The sequence below is a fragment of the Georgenia sp. M64 genome, from assembly GCF_038049925.1.
Classification (GTDB): Bacteria; Actinomycetota; Actinomycetes; order Actinomycetales; family Actinomycetaceae; genus Georgenia.
On sequence record NZ_CP145809.1, the window covers coordinates 1,598,723 to 1,614,087 of the forward strand.

The following is a 15,365-nucleotide window of genomic DNA, read 5'->3' on the forward strand; positions in this document are numbered from 1 at the left end:
ACCGTGTCAACGAAGACCAAAAGCTCAACATCTTCTGCTTCATCTGCCGCGGAAGGTTTCGTCGGCACGCGTTGGGTTCGGGCAGCCCTACAGGTAAACCCCTTCGCGTACAAAGGGAGAAGTGAGCCTGCGAGAAGTTACACGAGTGAAGATGACTACAACGCTGCGCTACTCGATCAGTGTGAAGCTCTTGATGTCCGCATGATCGCGATTACTGACCACTGGTCAGTCGAGACTGCCGAGGGTTTGATCAAAGCCGCACAGCAACGTGGGATCATTGCGTTGCCCGGCTTCGAGGCGAACTCGTCTGAAGGTGTGCACATCCTCGTGATCTTCGACGCGGACACCAGCGTCGCAGAGATCAATGCCGCGATTGGAATCTGTGGCGCATCCCCCGGAGCTAGCGGTGCCGGCGACTGCAGCTACGCCGAGATCGTGGACAAGATGACACACCGTGGAGCCTTGGTCATCCCCGCTCATGTGAACGTCTCACCGAGTGGCATGCTGTCGCGAATCAGTGGCCAGCCGCTGGAGAAAATGGTTGTCAATGCAGATGTCCACGTGATCGGCGTGACCCCCTCGGCTGACGATGCCACCAACCAAGAGGCTATCGTCGCGAACCGCAAGCCTTTCAAGCGCGCACATCCGTTGGCGGTCATCCACGCAGATGATGTCATGAAGCCGAGCGATCTGGAGAAGCCTGGGGCTACGTCATGGTTCAAGGTGAGCAGCGCCTGTCTAGAGAGCCTGAAACTCGCAGTCAGAACCCCCGCCACTCGCGTTTCGCTCACCGATCCCGCGGCAACGCCACGAGCGCTGATCCGCGGTATTTCCTGGACTGGGGGCTTTCTCGACAACGTCGACATACCGATCTCTGAAGAACTATCAGCCCTCATCGGTGGCCGAGGAACTGGAAAGTCAACCGTTGTTGAGAGCCTTCGATTTGTTCTGGGAATCGATCCGATCGGAAAAGAATCTACTGCCGACCACAAGGCGATCGTGAAGGAAGTTCTAAAGTCGGGAACGATCGTACGGGTCCAAATCGAGACTCCTCATCCGGCACCACGTCGATACACAATCGAACGGGTCGTCAACGAACAGCCTGTGGTGAAGGACTCCAACGGCGCACCAACCAAGCAACGTCCGGAGGATGTAATCCCGAGGGTAGAGATCTTTGGACAGCACGAACTCGCCGAGCTTGCTACTGACCCCGCGAGAGTCGCCACGATGCTTCAGCGATTCACCGGCTCTGACGGCCCAGATCATGAACACCAACAGACCCTCTCTGCGCTAGCAGAGAATCGCGTCGCCCTCGGAAAGGCTGAGAAGTCTCTGGCGGATCTGGACGACGAGCTCTCAGAAATACCGCGCCTGGAAGAGCAGATTCGTCAGTACGACTCGACGGACGTCCCCACAAAACTTGCTAACCAGCAGAGGATCGGGCAGGACGAGGCGGTATTCACCGAAGTGACCACACGAGTCGCAGACGTCCGAGAGCGCCTGCGATCACTGACTGAGCCTCAAGTAGTGAGCGATCTGACCGCAGCCTACGATTCTGTTGCAGATTCACCGCAGAAAGAACTCTTGGAGACGGCCACGGCCGCTGCGACTGAACTTGCGAAGGTCATTACAGATATTTCTTCACAGGCTAGTCTGGCACTAGATGCAGCCGAAGCAGCCGTTAAATCTGCCAAGGTCGAGTGGGAAGCTGCAGTCGGCTCCCAAAGAACCGAGTACAACGAAGCTCTGCGGCTCCTGCACGATCAAGGTCTTGAGCCTGATAAGTACGTTGATACGAAAGCGACCTTGGAGGGCGTGAAGGCGAAGAAGCCTCGCAGAAAGAAGCTCCTCGAAACAATTGCTGAGCTGAAACGTCAACGCGAATGCCTGCTTGTGGAACTGCAGGAACATGAGAAACGGCTGGCTGAGAAGCTACATGAAGCAGTTCGCTCGGCAAATGACTCTACTGGTGGAGTTGTCATGGTCCAGCCGGTTCCGGCCCCCGAACGTAGCCACATCAAGAGTGTCCTCGACTCCCATGTTTCCGGAGCGCGGAACAACATTACGGCAGCCATTAACAAAGATGATTTTTCGCCACGAAGTTTCGTCGCGGCCGTGAGGAGCGGACTTGATGAGATTGCGAAATACGGGATCAAGGGAGCGCAGGCGAACGCTTTACTCAATGCAGGTGAGCCGCTTCTTCGGGAGTTTGAAGAACTCTCAGTTGGTCTTGCGGTTGACGTCAAACTTGACATCGCATACGGGTCGAAGACTCGTGAGTACAAGAGCATGAGTCAGCTCTCAAAGGGGCAGAAAGCAACGGCGCTACTCCTTTTGCTCCTGAGCGGGTCTGATGCTCCTCTAATCATCGATCAACCAGAGGATGATCTTGACAATCGATTTGTGTATGACGGAGTCGTCACAAATCTTCGAAATCTCAAGGGAAAGCGCCAGGTCATTACGAGCACTCACAACGCTAACGTTCCGGTTCTCGGAGACGCCGAGCTTATAGTCGCGCTCGAAGGCGACGGACAACACGGATGGCCGACGGATGGCGGCATCGGGTCGCTAGATGACAGGAAGATCAGATCGCTCGCGGAGAACATCCTCGAAGGCGGACCGGACGCTTTCAATGCACGTCAACATCTGTATGGGTTCTAGCGTTCGTCAGTGAACGCGACACGTATCCAATCAATTTCGGGGAATTGGCGGTTAGCAGGTTACGCTCGCGATGTCAGCAGCAGGAAGCGTCGGTAAATCGACGTCTCACTCGTGTTCTGACGTTCGGACGCTCTTCCGGTCGGTCAGAAGCCCCAACTAGCCGCGGCGCCAGACAACAACTGGAGGGTGACGCGATTGCTCTCGACCCCGTTGCTGAAGTTGAAGTTGGCTCCGGTGATCTGCCCTACTTCCTCGACGAGCGGATCGGATACGAATACCAGCATGCCTGTCCCGAAGGTCGGGACAGTTGGCTGGAAAGTAATCTGGTTCTCGCCGAGGAAGTCGAGGTCTGCGGCGGCGCCAATGTCCTTCGGACGGCCGTAGGTGACGAGTTGCGGAAGCACACCGTCAACGGCAAAGTCCACCGTGTCCGCCGCGTCGGTGAATGCATTCGCGTAGGCCGCCGCTCGTCCCGTTAACCGCGCGATGGCTTCCCTCATCTGCTCCTCACGGAACTGATGGCGTTTAAGTGCGAAATGCGGCTCGAACTCATCGACGTGCTCAGATGACACCGCCGCGCGAAGAGCCATACACTCGATGCGAAGCTGCTGACGGTCAGGCTCGGTCAGTGCGGCGCGGGTGACAGCGAGCCGTTGCCACGACTCTGACGCGCGAAGCGCGGAGGCCAGCGCCTGCAGTTCAAGGCTGGCGTCTAGGCGCTCAGCACCAATTGCGAGGGTGGGCGGGGGTGCGAGCTGGAAGCCGTGACCCATGTCTCCGCGCGCCCAGACCGCTTTCCAGCTGAACTCGTCCGTGGTGAATGGGGTGTTTGCAACGAGTTGAGGCACTCGGAGTAAGGGGTATCCGGGAAGCTGTGCGCGAAGCCACGCGAGTTGAAGACGGAACGCGACCTCGACTTCGTATGCCGCGAAAAGCCACGCCTCGAAAGTGTCCGGCCTCTTCACATGCCCGAGCATCGGCTGGCTTATCAAGTAGCTCAGCTCTGAGTTGAGGCGCAGTGCATGCGCACGCATCGAACTCGCACGAAACTCGGCAAGCATCGCCGTCAACGGCTCCTTAGAGGGGACGCCATCTCGTGGCATTACTGAAACCACTCGGTGCACGGTCTGCGAGCTTCGCCACTTGTTCGCGAGCTGATCCACCGCAGTCCAGATTTCCTTCGTCATGCGAGCCATCCCGATGTGTCTGTGAGCTGTTCAACTGCCTTCTGAACGTCCGATGCCGCAGCATGCGCAGGTCCACCGTCGAGAAAGTGCGATGCGGATGTCCGGCCGAGCCGTTCGACGGGCGGGTTCTGGAGCAGACAAGTTTCCACTGTTTCGACATAGGACATTGGCCAGTCTTCTGCTCCCCAGATCTCTTCTCTCTCGCCGATGAAGAAGGTGAGGCCAAGCGGACGTAGCCGCTCCAGTATGAGGGCGCGCTGTACATCGGGGAAGGTATCTAGGAGGACATCGAGATCACGTTGACGCTGCCGAACGAACTCCTTGACCCGGGTTTGAGCCTCTTCGGCGGAGCGCGGACGGGAGGCGAGAGCGGGCGGTACTGCCCCGAGTCGAGCACGCAGTGCCAGGCGCCAGAGCCGCACGGCCCCGTATAAGGGCCCTCGTTCGTGATCGACGACTGTCGCACCGATGGTGGTGCCGGAGGCGGCGGTCGCTCGTAGGATCCAGCGCCCGTCGAGGGTTTCCTTCACCTGGACAGTGCAACCGGTTGTCCCAAGAAGCGCTTCAAGAAGCTCTGTTACTCCATGCGCGTAGCTGCCGATGCCAGGGAAGTGGTTATCTGCGCGCGCAACGCGTACGGATAAGAACGGCAGATCCCGTGAGACGCGGTCAGAGACGTCGACGCCAAGTTCGCTGGCGAAGACCACCCACTCTGACTGAGTCGGGTGGAGAACGGAGGGCAACGGGGCGAGACCCGCAGCGACCGCGGTCCCCGCGAGGTAGTCGGCGAGAGAGTCGTGAAACGGCGCGACCACCCCCATCCCCACTTCGGTAATCAGTCCGATGCGGAGGCCCGCAGCGCGCGCACTGGCACCGTCGGTTCTGGACGAGAGAAACTTGGCCGCCTCGTCGGTGTTGGCGATCCATTCGTATCGGTCCGAGTACCGACGCTGGGAGCTGAGCAGACGAGCGAAAACGACCCCCAGCAAGGGCAAGTATGTTTGGGCGTCCACGGACGGTTCCCGCTCAGCTAGATGCAAAAGGAATCTCTCATACACGGCGCTTCGAGATAGCTCGACGGAACCAGATGCACCCGCTTCCAGGAAAATGGTGAGAAGCATCGGGTTTCGTGCGCCATCTCCGAGGACATGCTCCGCGCGAGCCCGGATCTGTGACAATCCGGATGCAGTCGCTCCCACAATCGACTCGATGAGTCGCTCCTGGTCGGAATGCGCGAGGGGTGTGACGCTGAACGCTTCTTGCTCGGGGGCGGGTTCCAGCACACGGCGTAGTACCGCAGGATCACGCCCGACCAACACGACCGATGCGAAGCCCGGCCGGCTGAGCAGGGGTTTCAGATCCTCCGCGAGATGTTCAAGTGTGGCATCAGGGATTTCGGAGACGCCGTCAATGACGACGACAGCGTCGGGATCAGCGAGAACCTTGCGGCCGGCGTAGGTGGGAATCGCTTTGCCCACACTGAAGCCGAGCGCGTCCGCGACGAGATCTCCAATACGTCCGGGTATGTACGTCTCGGCTCTGCAAACCACAACTGCACGTCCAGAGGCTGCGGCCGACGACTGAAGCATTTGTATCGCGCTGGACTTGCCGGTTCCGGTTGGCCCCGACACGGATGCGGCTTTCACACTGAGGAGGGTCTGCGCCTCGACAACAGGGTCTTTTCCTAGCGGGGTCAGAGTGAGCGGTACAAGCGCGGGCAGGGTGTTGGAAGCCGTCGCTAAGTAGGAGTCTTTCAGTGTGCCAGCCCAGTGGTACTCAGCGCGTTCTCCGTGTTCACCGCCGATCAGCGCCCGGAGTTCGTTTGCCGTGAATAATCGCTTAGATGGGTCGGTGTGCGCCGCACGCTCCATGAGTACCCTGACCAGGCGGTCGACGCACTGCACTGCTTCTTGTTCCTTGTCACGTAGGAGCGGGTCGAGCCGTGCAGCTATACGCCGCTCGGCGGACTCAAGCAGAGCGCCTACGGAGGACGGATCGACGTGGATGCGCGCGAACAGCAGACGTTCCGCGAGCGCTTCAGGTATGTCCAGTTCTGTCGCCAGTCGGCCTGTCCTGCCAGGCTCGGAGCTTCTGAGGATGTCGCTGAGCGTCTGCGCGCCAGGCCCCAGCTCTCCGTTGGTGACGAACGTGAACTTGGCATCTGGCTCGTTGAGATCGGCCCAACGTCGAATGACATTGGCAATCGGCTTCGGTGTCCACGGCGCACCCGAGCGGCTCTTCATCTGATGCGCGCTGACGGGCTCTGTTGCAAAGATTGGCGGCAGTCAGAGGTAGGCTGTCGCTCTGCGCCGATCAGGCGGCTGCTGCGAAATGGTGGTTGAGCATGCCCATGGCCTCCGTCAGCGCCGAGGGCCCAATGCCAAAAGCTCTCTCCACAAGGCGCACCTCGCCCCTGATGCCGGGCTGCAGGCACCAGGGGCGAGCCTGTCCTTTGCGCAGGGCTCGCATGACTTCGAATCCCTTGATCGTGGCATAGGCCGTGGGGATCGATTTGAAACCGCGCACCGGCTTGATCAGTATCTTGAGCTTTCCGTGATCGGCCTCGATCACGTTATTGAGATACTTCACCTGCCGGTGGGCCGTCTCCCGGTCCAGCTTTCCTTCGCGCTTCAATTCGGTGATCGCTGCACCATAGCTCGGCGCTTTGTCGGTATTGAGCGTGGCAGGCTTTTCCCAGTGCTTCAGGCCTCGCAGGGCCTTGCCCAGGAACCGCTTCGCTGCCTTGGCGCTGCGGGTCGGCGACAGGTAGAAATCGATCGTGTCGCCCCGCTTGTCGACTGCCCGGTACAGGTAGGTCCACTTGCCCCGCACCTTGACGTAGGTTTCATCCAGGCGCCAGCTCGGATCAAAGCCACGCCGCCAGAACCAGCGCAGCCGCTTCTCCATCTCCGGGGCGTAGCACTGGACCCAGCGATAGATCGTCGTATGGTCGACCGAAATGCCGCGTTCCGCCAGCATTTCCTCAAGGTCGCGATAGCTGATCGGATAGCGACAATACCAGCGCACCGCCCACAGGATCACATCACCCTGGAAATGGCGCCACTTGAAATCCGTCATCGTTCCGTCCGTCCAATCTCCGCCAAGCATGCTCAAGCTTCACGATTTTTGCAACAGAGCCATATCGACAACCTCTCGCGCAACCAAGACATCGCGGTCGGACTGCAAGTGATCTTGAAGCCACGGGCCCGTCCCACCCCGACATGGACCTCGATGCCCGAACGGACGTTAGATTTCGAGTTCTAGGCGTTCTGCGATGAAGGTTGGATCCCAGCCGGGATTGAAAGTGTCGACGTGGGTGAATCCGAGCCGCTCGTATAGGCCACGCAGGTTCGGGTGGCAGTCGAGCCGCAGCTTGGCGCACCCCTGCGTTCGCGCGGCATGGCGGCAAGCCTCGATCAGCGCGGAGCTGACACCCCGGCCCGCATGTGTCCGTCGCACCGCGAGCTTGTGCAGATATGCGGCCTCCCCCTTGAGGGCGTCGGGCCAGAACTCGGGATCCTCGGCCGACAAGGTGCAACAGCCGACGATGCCGTCGCTGCAACTCGCGACTAGGAGCTCGGATCTCAGGACGAAGGTCTCCGCGAATGTCCGGTCGATCCGCGCGACGTCCCAGGCGGGCGTTCCCTTGGCGGACATCCACGCCGCAGCGTCGTGCATCAGCCGCACAACCTCGTCGATATCACCCGAGCAGGCGACCCGAACGTTCGGAGGCTCCTCGCTGTCCATTCGCTCCCCTGGCGCGGTATGAACCGCCGCCTCATAGTGCAGTTTGATCCTGACGAGCCCAGCATGTCTGCGCCCACCTTCGCGGAACCTGACCAGGGTCCGCTAGCGGGCGGCCGGAAGGTGAATGCTAGGCATGATCTAACCCTCGGTCTCTGGCGTCGCGACTGCGAAATTTCGCGAGGGTTTCCGAGAAGGTGATTGCGCTTCGCAGATCTCCAGGCGCGTGGGTGCGGACGTAGTCAGCGCCATTGCCGATCGCGTGAAGTTCCGCCGCAAGGCTCGCTGGACCCAGATCCTTTACAGGAAGGCCAACGGTGGCGCCCAAGAAGGATTTCCGCGACACCGAGACCAATAGCGGAAGCCCCAACGCCGACTTCAGCTTTTGAAGGTTCGACAGCACGTGCAGCGATGTTTCCGGTGCGGGGCTCAAGAAAAATCCCATCCCCGGATCGAGGATGAGCCGGTCGGCAGCGACCCCGCTCCGTCGCAAGGCGGAAACCCGCGCCTCGAAGAACCGCACAATCTCGTCGAGCGCGTCTTCGGGTCGAAGGTGACCGGTGCGGGTGGCGATGCCATCCCGCTGCGCTGAGTGCATAACCACCAGCCTGCAGTCCGCCTCAGCAATATCGGGATAGAGCGCAGGGTCAGGAAATCCTTGGATATCGTTCAGGTAGCCCACGCCGCGCTTGAGCGCATAGCGCTGGGTTTCCGGTTGGAAGCTGTCGATTGAAACACGGTGCATCTGATCGGACAGGGCGTCTAAGAGCGGCGCAATACGTCTGATCTCATCGGCCGGCGATACAGGCCTCGCGTCCGGATGGCTGGCGGCCGGTCCGACATCCACGACGTCTGATCCGACTCGCAGCATTTCGATCGCCGCGGTGACAGCGCCGGCGGGGTCTAGCCGCCGGCTCTCATCGAAGAAGGAGTCCTCGGTGAGATTCAGAATGCCGAACACCGTCACCCTGCTGCGTAACATCGTTGCTGCTCCATAACATCAAACATCGACCCACGGCGTAACGCGCTTGCTGCTTGGATGCCCGAGGCATAGACTGTACAAAAAAACAGTCATAACAAGCCATGAAAACCGCCACTGCGCCGTTACCACCGCTGCGTTCGGTCAAGGTTCTGGACCAGTTGCGTGAGCGCATACGCTACTTGCATTATAGCTTACGAACCGAACAGGCTTATGTCCACTGGGTTCGTGCCTTCATCCGTTTCCACGGTGTGCGTCACCCGGCAACCTTGGGCAGCAGCGAAGTCGAGGCATTTCTGTCCTGGCTGGCGAACGAGCGCAAGGTTTCGGTCTCCACGCATCGTCAGGCATTGGCGGCCTTGCTGTTCTTCTACGGCAAGGTGCTGTGCACGGATCTGCCCTGGCTTCAGGAGATCGGAAGACCTCGGCCGTCGCGGCGCTTGCCGGTGGTGCTGACCCCGGATGAAGTGGTTCGCATCCTCGGTTTTCTGGAAGGCGAGCATCGTTTGTTCGCCCAGCTTCTGTATGGAACGGGCATGCGGATCAGTGAGGGTTTGCAACTGCGGGTCAAGGATCTGGATTTCGATCACGGCACGATCATCGTGCGGGAGGGCAAGGGCTCCAAGGATCGGGCCTTGATGTTACCCGAGAGCTTGGCACCCAGCCTGCGCGAGCAGCTGTCGCGTGCACGGGCATGGTGGCTGAAGGACCAGGCCGAGGGCCGCAGCGGCGTTGCGCTTCCCGACGCCCTTGAGCGGAAGTATCCGCGCGCCGGGCATTCCTGGCCGTGGTTCTGGGTTTTTGCGCAGCACACGCATTCGACCGATCCACGGAGCGGTGTCGTGCGTCGCCATCACATGGGCTCTGTTGCAAAGATTGGCGGCAGTCAGAGGTAGGCTGTCGCTCTGCGCCGATCAGGCGGCTGCTGCGAAATGGTGGTTGAGCATGCCCATGGCCTCCGTCAGCGCCGAGGGCCCAATGCCAAAAGCTCTCTCCACAAGGCGCACCTCGCCCCTGATGCCGGGCTGCAGGCACCAGGGGCGAGCCTGTCCTTTGCGCAGGGCTCGCATGACTTCGAATCCCTTGATCGTGGCATAGGCCGTGGGGATCGATTTGAAACCGCGCACCGGCTTGATCAGTATCTTGAGCTTTCCGTGATCGGCCTCGATCACGTTATTGAGATACTTCACCTGCCGGTGGGCCGTCTCCCGGTCCAGCTTTCCTTCGCGCTTCAATTCGGTGATCGCTGCACCATAGCTCGGCGCTTTGTCGGTATTGAGCGTGGCAGGCTTTTCCCAGTGCTTCAGGCCTCGCAGGGCCTTGCCCAGGAACCGCTTCGCTGCCTTGGCGCTGCGGGTCGGCGACAGGTAGAAATCGATCGTGTCGCCCCGCTTGTCGACTGCCCGGTACAGGTAGGTCCACTTGCCCCGCACCTTGACGTAGGTTTCATCCAGGCGCCAGCTCGGATCAAAGCCACGCCGCCAGAACCAGCGCAGCCGCTTCTCCATCTCCGGGGCGTAGCACTGGACCCAGCGATAGATCGTCGTATGGTCGACCGAAATGCCGCGTTCCGCCAGCATTTCCTCAAGGTCGCGATAGCTGATCGGATAGCGACAATACCAGCGCACCGCCCACAGGATCACATCACCCTGGAAATGGCGCCACTTGAAATCCGTCATCGTTCCGTCCGTCCAATCTCCGCCAAGCATGCTCAAGCTTCACGATTTTTGCAACAGAGCCCGCTGACGAGGCAACCATCCGCATCAAGCACTTCGATGTCCACTACATCGTCCCTGCCTTCAACGCGGATCTGATGCTCGGGATACTGCTCGACGACTTCGATGGCGAGGTGGATGGCATGCGCTTGCTGGTATGCGATCCCGCGAATCGTATCAGTGCCTGCCATATGTCCTCCTGGTTACGACATTACGGGACACCTCTGACAGTGACGGGGTAGCTGCTGGCGAAAACATCGCGAGCGCCAGGTCTCGGAGTTCAGTAAGTTGCGTCACGGTGGTCGAACGAAGTGGGTGGCCGTGGCGCTGACGCTCGTTGAACTCGTGCGCGGGGCGCTCGGGGAATGATTCCGCGAGTCTAAGTAAGCGGACCAATTAGGTAACCAACGCGCTGCAAAACCTGCAAAATCTGACGCGCAGAGCACGCTCCTGAACCATAAAATCACTTGGTCAGGTGAGGTATGAACTTTGTTCCTGTCACTTGGGGGCTAGGGGGACCAAAAGGGGACCAGAACCACGCAAATCCTGCATTTCGTGACGTGCTCTGCATGATCTGATCCGCAGAAACACGCGGTTTTTGATGATATTTGAGCCGTTTGGACGCCTGGGGGTCAGGGGGTCGCAGGTTCAAATCCTGTCAGCCCGACGTAAAAGCCCAGGTGAGAGTAGGTTTCTCGCCTGGGCTTCTTCATGTCCGGGGGTCGTTTTCCGTGGTCCCCCCTCTGGTCCCCCCGGCGCTCTCGCTGGTGGTCGACTGTGGACGAACGGACCGCCCTGGACCTGCTTCCTGTGGATAAGGGGACCAGAAGGGGACCAAAAGGGGACCAGAACGCCTCCGGGAGCACTCCCGCGGGGGTGGGAGCGCATCACAGGCCCCTGGTCGCGGGGCTGCTGCGCCGGGTGTGCTTGCGTTGTCCGGCGGCGGAGAGGAAGGCGTTGGCCTGCTCAGCGGCGGAGGCGAGGTGGCGGTCGTCGGGGTGCAGGTAGCCGCGGGTGGTCTCCATCGACGCGTGCTTGAGGATGTATTGGAGGACGTGCAGCGGGATGCCAGCGTCGGCCATCCAGGTCGCCCCGGTGTGACGTAGCCCGTGCCGGGTGAGGTCGGGCAGGCCGAGCTTCGCGACGATGCCGTCCCAGTTGGTGGCGTCGCGGACGGTCGCGGTGGTGAGGTAGCCGCCCTTCGGGCCGACCAGTAGCGAGTCCTCGGGCTCCTTGCCGTCGGTGAGGCGTTCCAGCACGGGCCGGAGAGGTTCGAGGATCGGCACGCGGCGTTCTTTGCGGCTCTTGGTCGGCTTGGTGACCAGTCCGCCCTTGCCGGGGAACACCTGCCGGCGGATCACCACGAGGTTCTTGTCGAAGTCGACGTCCCCGACCTGCAACCCGGAGACCTCCGAGGATCGGGCCGCGAGCAGCGCGGCGAGCATCACGAAGTCGCTGTAGGACTGATGGACCTTCCCACACGCCCTGGTGAGCCGGTTGAGGGTCTTCATGTCGGGGATCGCGTGCGCCCGCGGGGAGGCGTGTTCGGCGGACTGGCCGCGGAAGGCGTTGCGGTTCAGGCTCCGCTTGGCACGGTTCTTCGCGGGGTTGATCTGGATCAGTCCGTCCCGCACGGCTTCATCGAGCACCCGGACGAGCGGGGCGATGGTGTTCTTGATGGTCGAGGCACCGTGGCGCTGTTCCCACTCATCAATGGTGCGGATCGATGATCCCCGCGGTGATCTGGGTGACCGGCAGATGCCCGAGCGCGGGCAGCACCCGCAGCTTCAGCCCGTACCCGTAGGTCTCACCGGTGGAGGTCGGGTCCAGGCCACGCGCCCACCGGTCGCCGATGGAGGTGACGAACTCCAGCAGCGTCATGGACACTTCCATGCCCTTGGTCGAGGAGCCGCGGACCCAGAGCGGACGATGACAACCTTGATGCAGTCATACGCCACCGGACCGATCGGACGATGCTCGGTCCGGGTCAAGGCCGTGATGGGTGAGCGCAGGCCTTGTTCGTCTGCCTCGAATCCCAACATGTTCTTGACCCGGACAGTCGCGTCTCAGCGTTCGTCCAGTGAGCGTTCCATCTCGCTTTCGCGCATCCGCCCCGCCAGCAGAGCGATCAGCGCAAGGGCGGGTGGCGCGATGCCGGCAATGACGAAGATCACGGGGATGGGCACGAGCAGTGAGAGCGGGCCTGCGATGGCGATCGAGACCGGCATGAAGGCGATCGAGACGAAGAAGTCGAGGCTCGCGACTCGGCCGATCATGTCGAGCGGCACCAGACGTTGCAGCAGGGTTCCCCAGATGACGACACCGGCTCCGGTCGCCGCGCCGACGATGAACAGTGCTGAGAGCATCAGAATCAGGTTGTCGGCGACGCCGATGACCGCAAGGGGGAGGGTTCCGCCGCCCCAGCAAGCGATCATGAATGTGAGGTAGCGGCGCGGGAGTTTCAGCGATGACACAACGAGTGAGCCGATCGCCCCGCCGATGCCGAATGCGGCAAGGAGGAAACCGAACGTCGATTCGGCGTCCTCGAACCTGTCGCGGGTGATGAACGGCAGCAGCACTTCGATCGGTCCCTGGATGATGAGGGCGAGAGAGGAGCCGAAGATCAGAGTCCAGAGCAACCAGCGAGTGCGAGCCACATAGTTGACGCCTGCTCGAAGGTCGCCCCACACACTCGTGCGCTGCTCCGGAGAAGTGACCGTGGTCAGTTCGTCGCGTCGACTGAGGAACAGAGTGAGAATGAACGCGATCGCGTACGACGCTGCGACGATCATGGCCCCGATGGCGGGAAAGAACGTGCCGACGACGATTCCGCCGAGGGCGGGACCGAGGCCTTGCCCCATCGAGGGTCGGAGAGCGCCTTCGAGCCCGTTCGCGGCGAGGAGCTGCTCAGACGGAAGCACCTGGGGCAGATACGCGCTGTAGGCGGGGTAGAAGAACGCGCTTCCTGCGCCCATCGCGAAGGAAGCGGCGCCGACATGCCACAGTTCGATCGTCTCGGTGAGGGACAGGACTGCCACCACGGTCATCACAGCCGCGGTGCATCCCTGCACGGTGATGATGATGCGTCGTTTGGAGAACCGATCGGCGACAACGCCACCCAGGATCGAGAAGGCGAACAGGCCCAAGCTCATCCCTGTTGCGACCGCTGAGAGCGCGAGCGGGCTGTCATCGAGCGCGAGGACTTGGAAGACCATCACGATGGTCCACATCCCGGTGCCGAAGACCTCGATGCCGACTGCGGCGAACAGGAGCCGATAATCCCGCGAACCCAGTGGCCGCAGGGCACGTATCCGGTTGAGGTTCTTCTCGCTCATACCAGCGCCTCGCCTTCGACCATCGAAGTCAGTTCGAGGCTCGGCCATTCGTCAACGTCACGGAGCAGCTGCCGGTCGTGCGTTGACAGGACGACCGCCGCTGCGGTCGCTCCGAGCGCGTCGGTGAGTTCGTCAACGAGCGCGATTGAAAGGTGGTTGGTGGGTTCGTCCAGGAGCAGCACATGCGGGCGCATCGCGAGCACGAGTGCCAGATCGAGCCGGCGCTGTTGCCCCATCGAGAGCTCGCCCACTCGTTTGCCCGCCTCGCGCGGGCGCAGGAGACCAAGCTGGGAGAGGCCGATCGCATCCGATTCCTGCAAGGTACCTTCGGACACGAGCGCGCCGACGTGCGTGGCGTACACCTCGCTCGCTCTCCGATCGGGCGGCAGGGTCGTCTCCTGATGGAGAAAGCCGAGGCGCGTGCTCCGAGGCATCCGAACCGCTCCGGTGTCCGGCGATAGCTCACTACCGACCACGCTCAGCAGTGTGGACTTGCCAGCACCGTTCGGGCCGGTCACAACGAGACGGCCGCGGTGGGAGAGTGAGAACGACACTGGCTGGCTCAGCCGCCCGGCGACGCTGACGTGATCGACGCTGAGGAGAACCGCGCCGGTTCTTGTGGGGAGTTCGGGGAACCGGAAGAGCTGAGGCGGTTCCGGCACGGTGACGGCGTGGGCTTCGAGTGCTTCCTGGCGTCGGTGCACGTTCTGCACAAGCCCGCCGGCCCGGGTGGCGCGCCCATGCTTGTTGGTGCCCTTCTCTGGTCTCCACCCCGAGACGAGTCGGTTCTGCGCGGCGCTGAGACTGTCCTGTAGCCGAGCATGCTCGGCCTGCTGGTGGTCATAGTCCTGTTCCCAGCGTTCCCGCTCGGCCAGACGTCCCTCCCGGTAGCCGGCATAGCCGTTCCCGTACACGCGCGGCCGATCGTCCGGCGTCGGGTCCAGGTCGACGATGGTCTCCGCGATGTCGGACAGCAGCGCGCGATCGTGGCTGACGACGACAACACCCCCGCTCCGCGCTCGGAGCTGCGCGGTCAGGAACTCGAGCCCGCTTCGGTCGAGGTGGTTGGTGGGCTCATCAAGCAGGAGGAAGTCGTGATCGGCGCCCAGGAGGCACGCCAGCCGTACCCGATAACGCTGTCCCACCGAGAGGTCTGCGAGAAGCCTGGTCGAGTCCGTCTCCGCGTCGAGTGCTTCGAGCGCGATCTGCACGCGCCGTTCGGCATCCCACGCATCGAGCGCTTCGGCATGTTCCAACGCGGCCGTGTACTGCTCCTCCGCCCGGTCCGTGTTGTCCGCGAGAGCGAGAGCGGCCGCGTCGAGCGCCGCCAACGCGGCCAGTGGTTCGGCGATCGCCTCTGCGACCGCTTGCCCAACAGTTCGACTGTCAGCGGCGGTCATCTCTTGCTCGGCCACAGCGATCGTGCCAATGCGCTGGACTGTTCCGCTGTCCGGGACCAGGACGCCAGCGAGTACCTGCAGGAGGGTCGATTTCCCTCGCCCGTTCTCTCCCACGATCGCGACACGCGATGAGGAAGTGAGGGTGAGGTCGACATGATGGAGGACGGGTGTGGCTCCGCGCATCAAAGACACGTCGGAAGTGATGAGTTGCGCGCGATGGCGCGCCGGATGACGGTTCGTCGGGGTAAGCATTGAAGTCCTTCGAGACGACGCACCACCAGCCACGGACAGGCAGATAGGTACGCAAATGACGGCGACCCAGAAGGGTCAGAACGAGCGGTCGC

At 61.6% G+C, this 15,365-nt stretch carries 12 protein-coding genes and 1 pseudogene; 2 read left to right on the top strand and 11 right to left on the bottom strand.

Going from position 1 to position 15,365, the window contains the following annotated elements; genetic code table 11:
* Window positions 1-3 precede the first annotated feature (3 nt).
* The gene (locus AAEM63_RS07190) at window positions 4-2,661 is read left to right on the top strand and encodes a TrlF family AAA-like ATPase (protein WP_341360885.1); all 2,658 of its coding nucleotides are present in this window, start codon (window positions 4-6) and stop codon (window positions 2,659-2,661) included.
* A 143-nt stretch (window positions 2,662-2,804) separates the two neighbouring features.
* Here AAEM63_RS07190 and AAEM63_RS07195 read toward each other — a convergent pair whose 3' ends face one another.
* The 5 genes from AAEM63_RS07195 to sul1 form a co-directional block, all read right to left on the bottom strand.
* Complete coding sequence (locus tag AAEM63_RS07195) at window positions 2,805-3,848, bottom strand: hypothetical protein (protein ID WP_341360886.1); 1,044 nt, start codon at window positions 3,846-3,848, stop codon at window positions 2,805-2,807.
* Window positions 3,845-6,091: a hypothetical protein gene (locus AAEM63_RS07200; RefSeq protein WP_341360887.1), complete on the bottom strand. Its 2,247-nt coding sequence runs from the start codon at window positions 6,089-6,091 to the stop codon at window positions 3,845-3,847. Before AAEM63_RS07200 ends, AAEM63_RS07195 begins: the two co-directional genes overlap by 4 nt.
* A 70-nt stretch (window positions 6,092-6,161) precedes the next feature.
* Window positions 6,162-6,926 (bottom strand): IS6-like element IS6100 family transposase, encoded by a 765-nt coding sequence (locus AAEM63_RS07205; protein WP_001389365.1) that lies wholly within the window; start codon window positions 6,924-6,926, stop codon window positions 6,162-6,164.
* A gap of 168 nt (window positions 6,927-7,094) precedes the next feature.
* A complete protein-coding gene (locus tag AAEM63_RS07210; protein WP_000376623.1) occupies window positions 7,095-7,595 on the bottom strand; it encodes a GNAT family N-acetyltransferase in 501 nt (166 codons plus the stop codon).
* 127 nt (window positions 7,596-7,722) lie between these two features.
* Window positions 7,723-8,574, bottom strand: coding sequence for a sulfonamide-resistant dihydropteroate synthase Sul1 (gene sul1 / locus AAEM63_RS07215; RefSeq protein WP_000946487.1), 852 nt, complete (start codon window positions 8,572-8,574; stop codon window positions 7,723-7,725).
* A gap of 101 nt (window positions 8,575-8,675) precedes the next feature.
* Here sul1 and intI1 point away from each other — a divergent pair.
* A pseudogene (gene intI1 / locus AAEM63_RS07220) lies at window positions 8,676-9,431 on the top strand (class 1 integron integrase IntI1); the annotation flags it as partial.
* A 54-nt stretch (window positions 9,432-9,485) separates the two neighbouring features.
* Here intI1 and AAEM63_RS07225 read toward each other — a convergent pair.
* From AAEM63_RS07225 to AAEM63_RS07250, 6 genes are all read right to left on the bottom strand, one after another.
* The gene (locus tag AAEM63_RS07225; RefSeq protein ID WP_001389365.1) at window positions 9,486-10,250 is read right to left on the bottom strand and encodes an IS6-like element IS6100 family transposase; all 765 of its coding nucleotides are present in this window, start codon (window positions 10,248-10,250) and stop codon (window positions 9,486-9,488) included.
* A 32-nt stretch (window positions 10,251-10,282) separates the two neighbouring features.
* Complete coding sequence (locus AAEM63_RS07230) at window positions 10,283-10,477, bottom strand: hypothetical protein (protein WP_341360888.1); 195 nt, start codon at window positions 10,475-10,477, stop codon at window positions 10,283-10,285.
* 696 nt (window positions 10,478-11,173) lie between these two features.
* On the bottom strand, window positions 11,174-11,920 hold the full coding sequence (locus tag AAEM63_RS07235) for a site-specific integrase (RefSeq protein WP_341360889.1): 747 nt from the start codon (window positions 11,918-11,920) through the stop codon (window positions 11,174-11,176).
* A 76-nt stretch (window positions 11,921-11,996) separates the two neighbouring features.
* Window positions 11,997-12,167 carry a hypothetical protein gene (locus AAEM63_RS07240; protein WP_229730356.1) on the bottom strand — a complete coding sequence of 57 codons (171 nt, stop codon included), beginning with the start codon at window positions 12,165-12,167 and terminating at the stop codon, window positions 11,997-11,999.
* A 185-nt stretch (window positions 12,168-12,352) separates the two neighbouring features.
* Window positions 12,353-13,621 carry an MFS transporter gene (locus tag AAEM63_RS07245; RefSeq protein WP_280802507.1) on the bottom strand — a complete coding sequence of 423 codons (1,269 nt, stop codon included), beginning with the start codon at window positions 13,619-13,621 and terminating at the stop codon, window positions 12,353-12,355.
* Window positions 13,618-15,273 (bottom strand): ABC-F family ATP-binding cassette domain-containing protein, encoded by a 1,656-nt coding sequence (locus tag AAEM63_RS07250; RefSeq protein ID WP_280802508.1) that lies wholly within the window; start codon window positions 15,271-15,273, stop codon window positions 13,618-13,620. The genes AAEM63_RS07245 and AAEM63_RS07250 overlap by 4 nt, the downstream gene beginning before the upstream one ends.
* Window positions 15,274-15,365: the final 92 nt, after the last annotated feature.

Bases quoted from the DNA above. Each gene is read 5' to 3' on its own strand.
- AAEM63_RS07200 (WP_341360887.1), bottom strand. From the start codon at position 6,091: ATGAAGAGCCGCTCGGGTGCGCCGTGGACACCGAAGCCGATTGCCAAT.
- AAEM63_RS07205 (WP_001389365.1), bottom strand. From the start codon at position 6,926: ATGACGGATTTCAAGTGGCGCCATTTCCAGGGTGATGTGATCCTGTGG.
- AAEM63_RS07195 (WP_341360886.1), bottom strand. From the start codon at position 3,848: ATGACGAAGGAAATCTGGACTGCGGTGGATCAGCTCGCGAACAAGTGG.
- sul1 (WP_000946487.1), bottom strand. From the start codon at position 8,574: ATGTTACGCAGCAGGGTGACGGTGTTCGGCATTCTGAATCTCACCGAG.
- AAEM63_RS07250 (WP_280802508.1), bottom strand. From the start codon at position 15,273: ATGCTTACCCCGACGAACCGTCATCCGGCGCGCCATCGCGCGCAACTC.
- AAEM63_RS07225 (WP_001389365.1), bottom strand. From the start codon at position 10,250: ATGACGGATTTCAAGTGGCGCCATTTCCAGGGTGATGTGATCCTGTGG.
- AAEM63_RS07240 (WP_229730356.1), bottom strand. From the start codon at position 12,167: ATGACGCTGCTGGAGTTCGTCACCTCCATCGGCGACCGGTGGGCGCGT.
- AAEM63_RS07210 (WP_000376623.1), bottom strand. From the start codon at position 7,595: ATGGACAGCGAGGAGCCTCCGAACGTTCGGGTCGCCTGCTCGGGTGAT.
- AAEM63_RS07230 (WP_341360888.1), bottom strand. From the start codon at position 10,477: ATGGCAGGCACTGATACGATTCGCGGGATCGCATACCAGCAAGCGCAT.
- AAEM63_RS07245 (WP_280802507.1), bottom strand. From the start codon at position 13,621: ATGAGCGAGAAGAACCTCAACCGGATACGTGCCCTGCGGCCACTGGGT.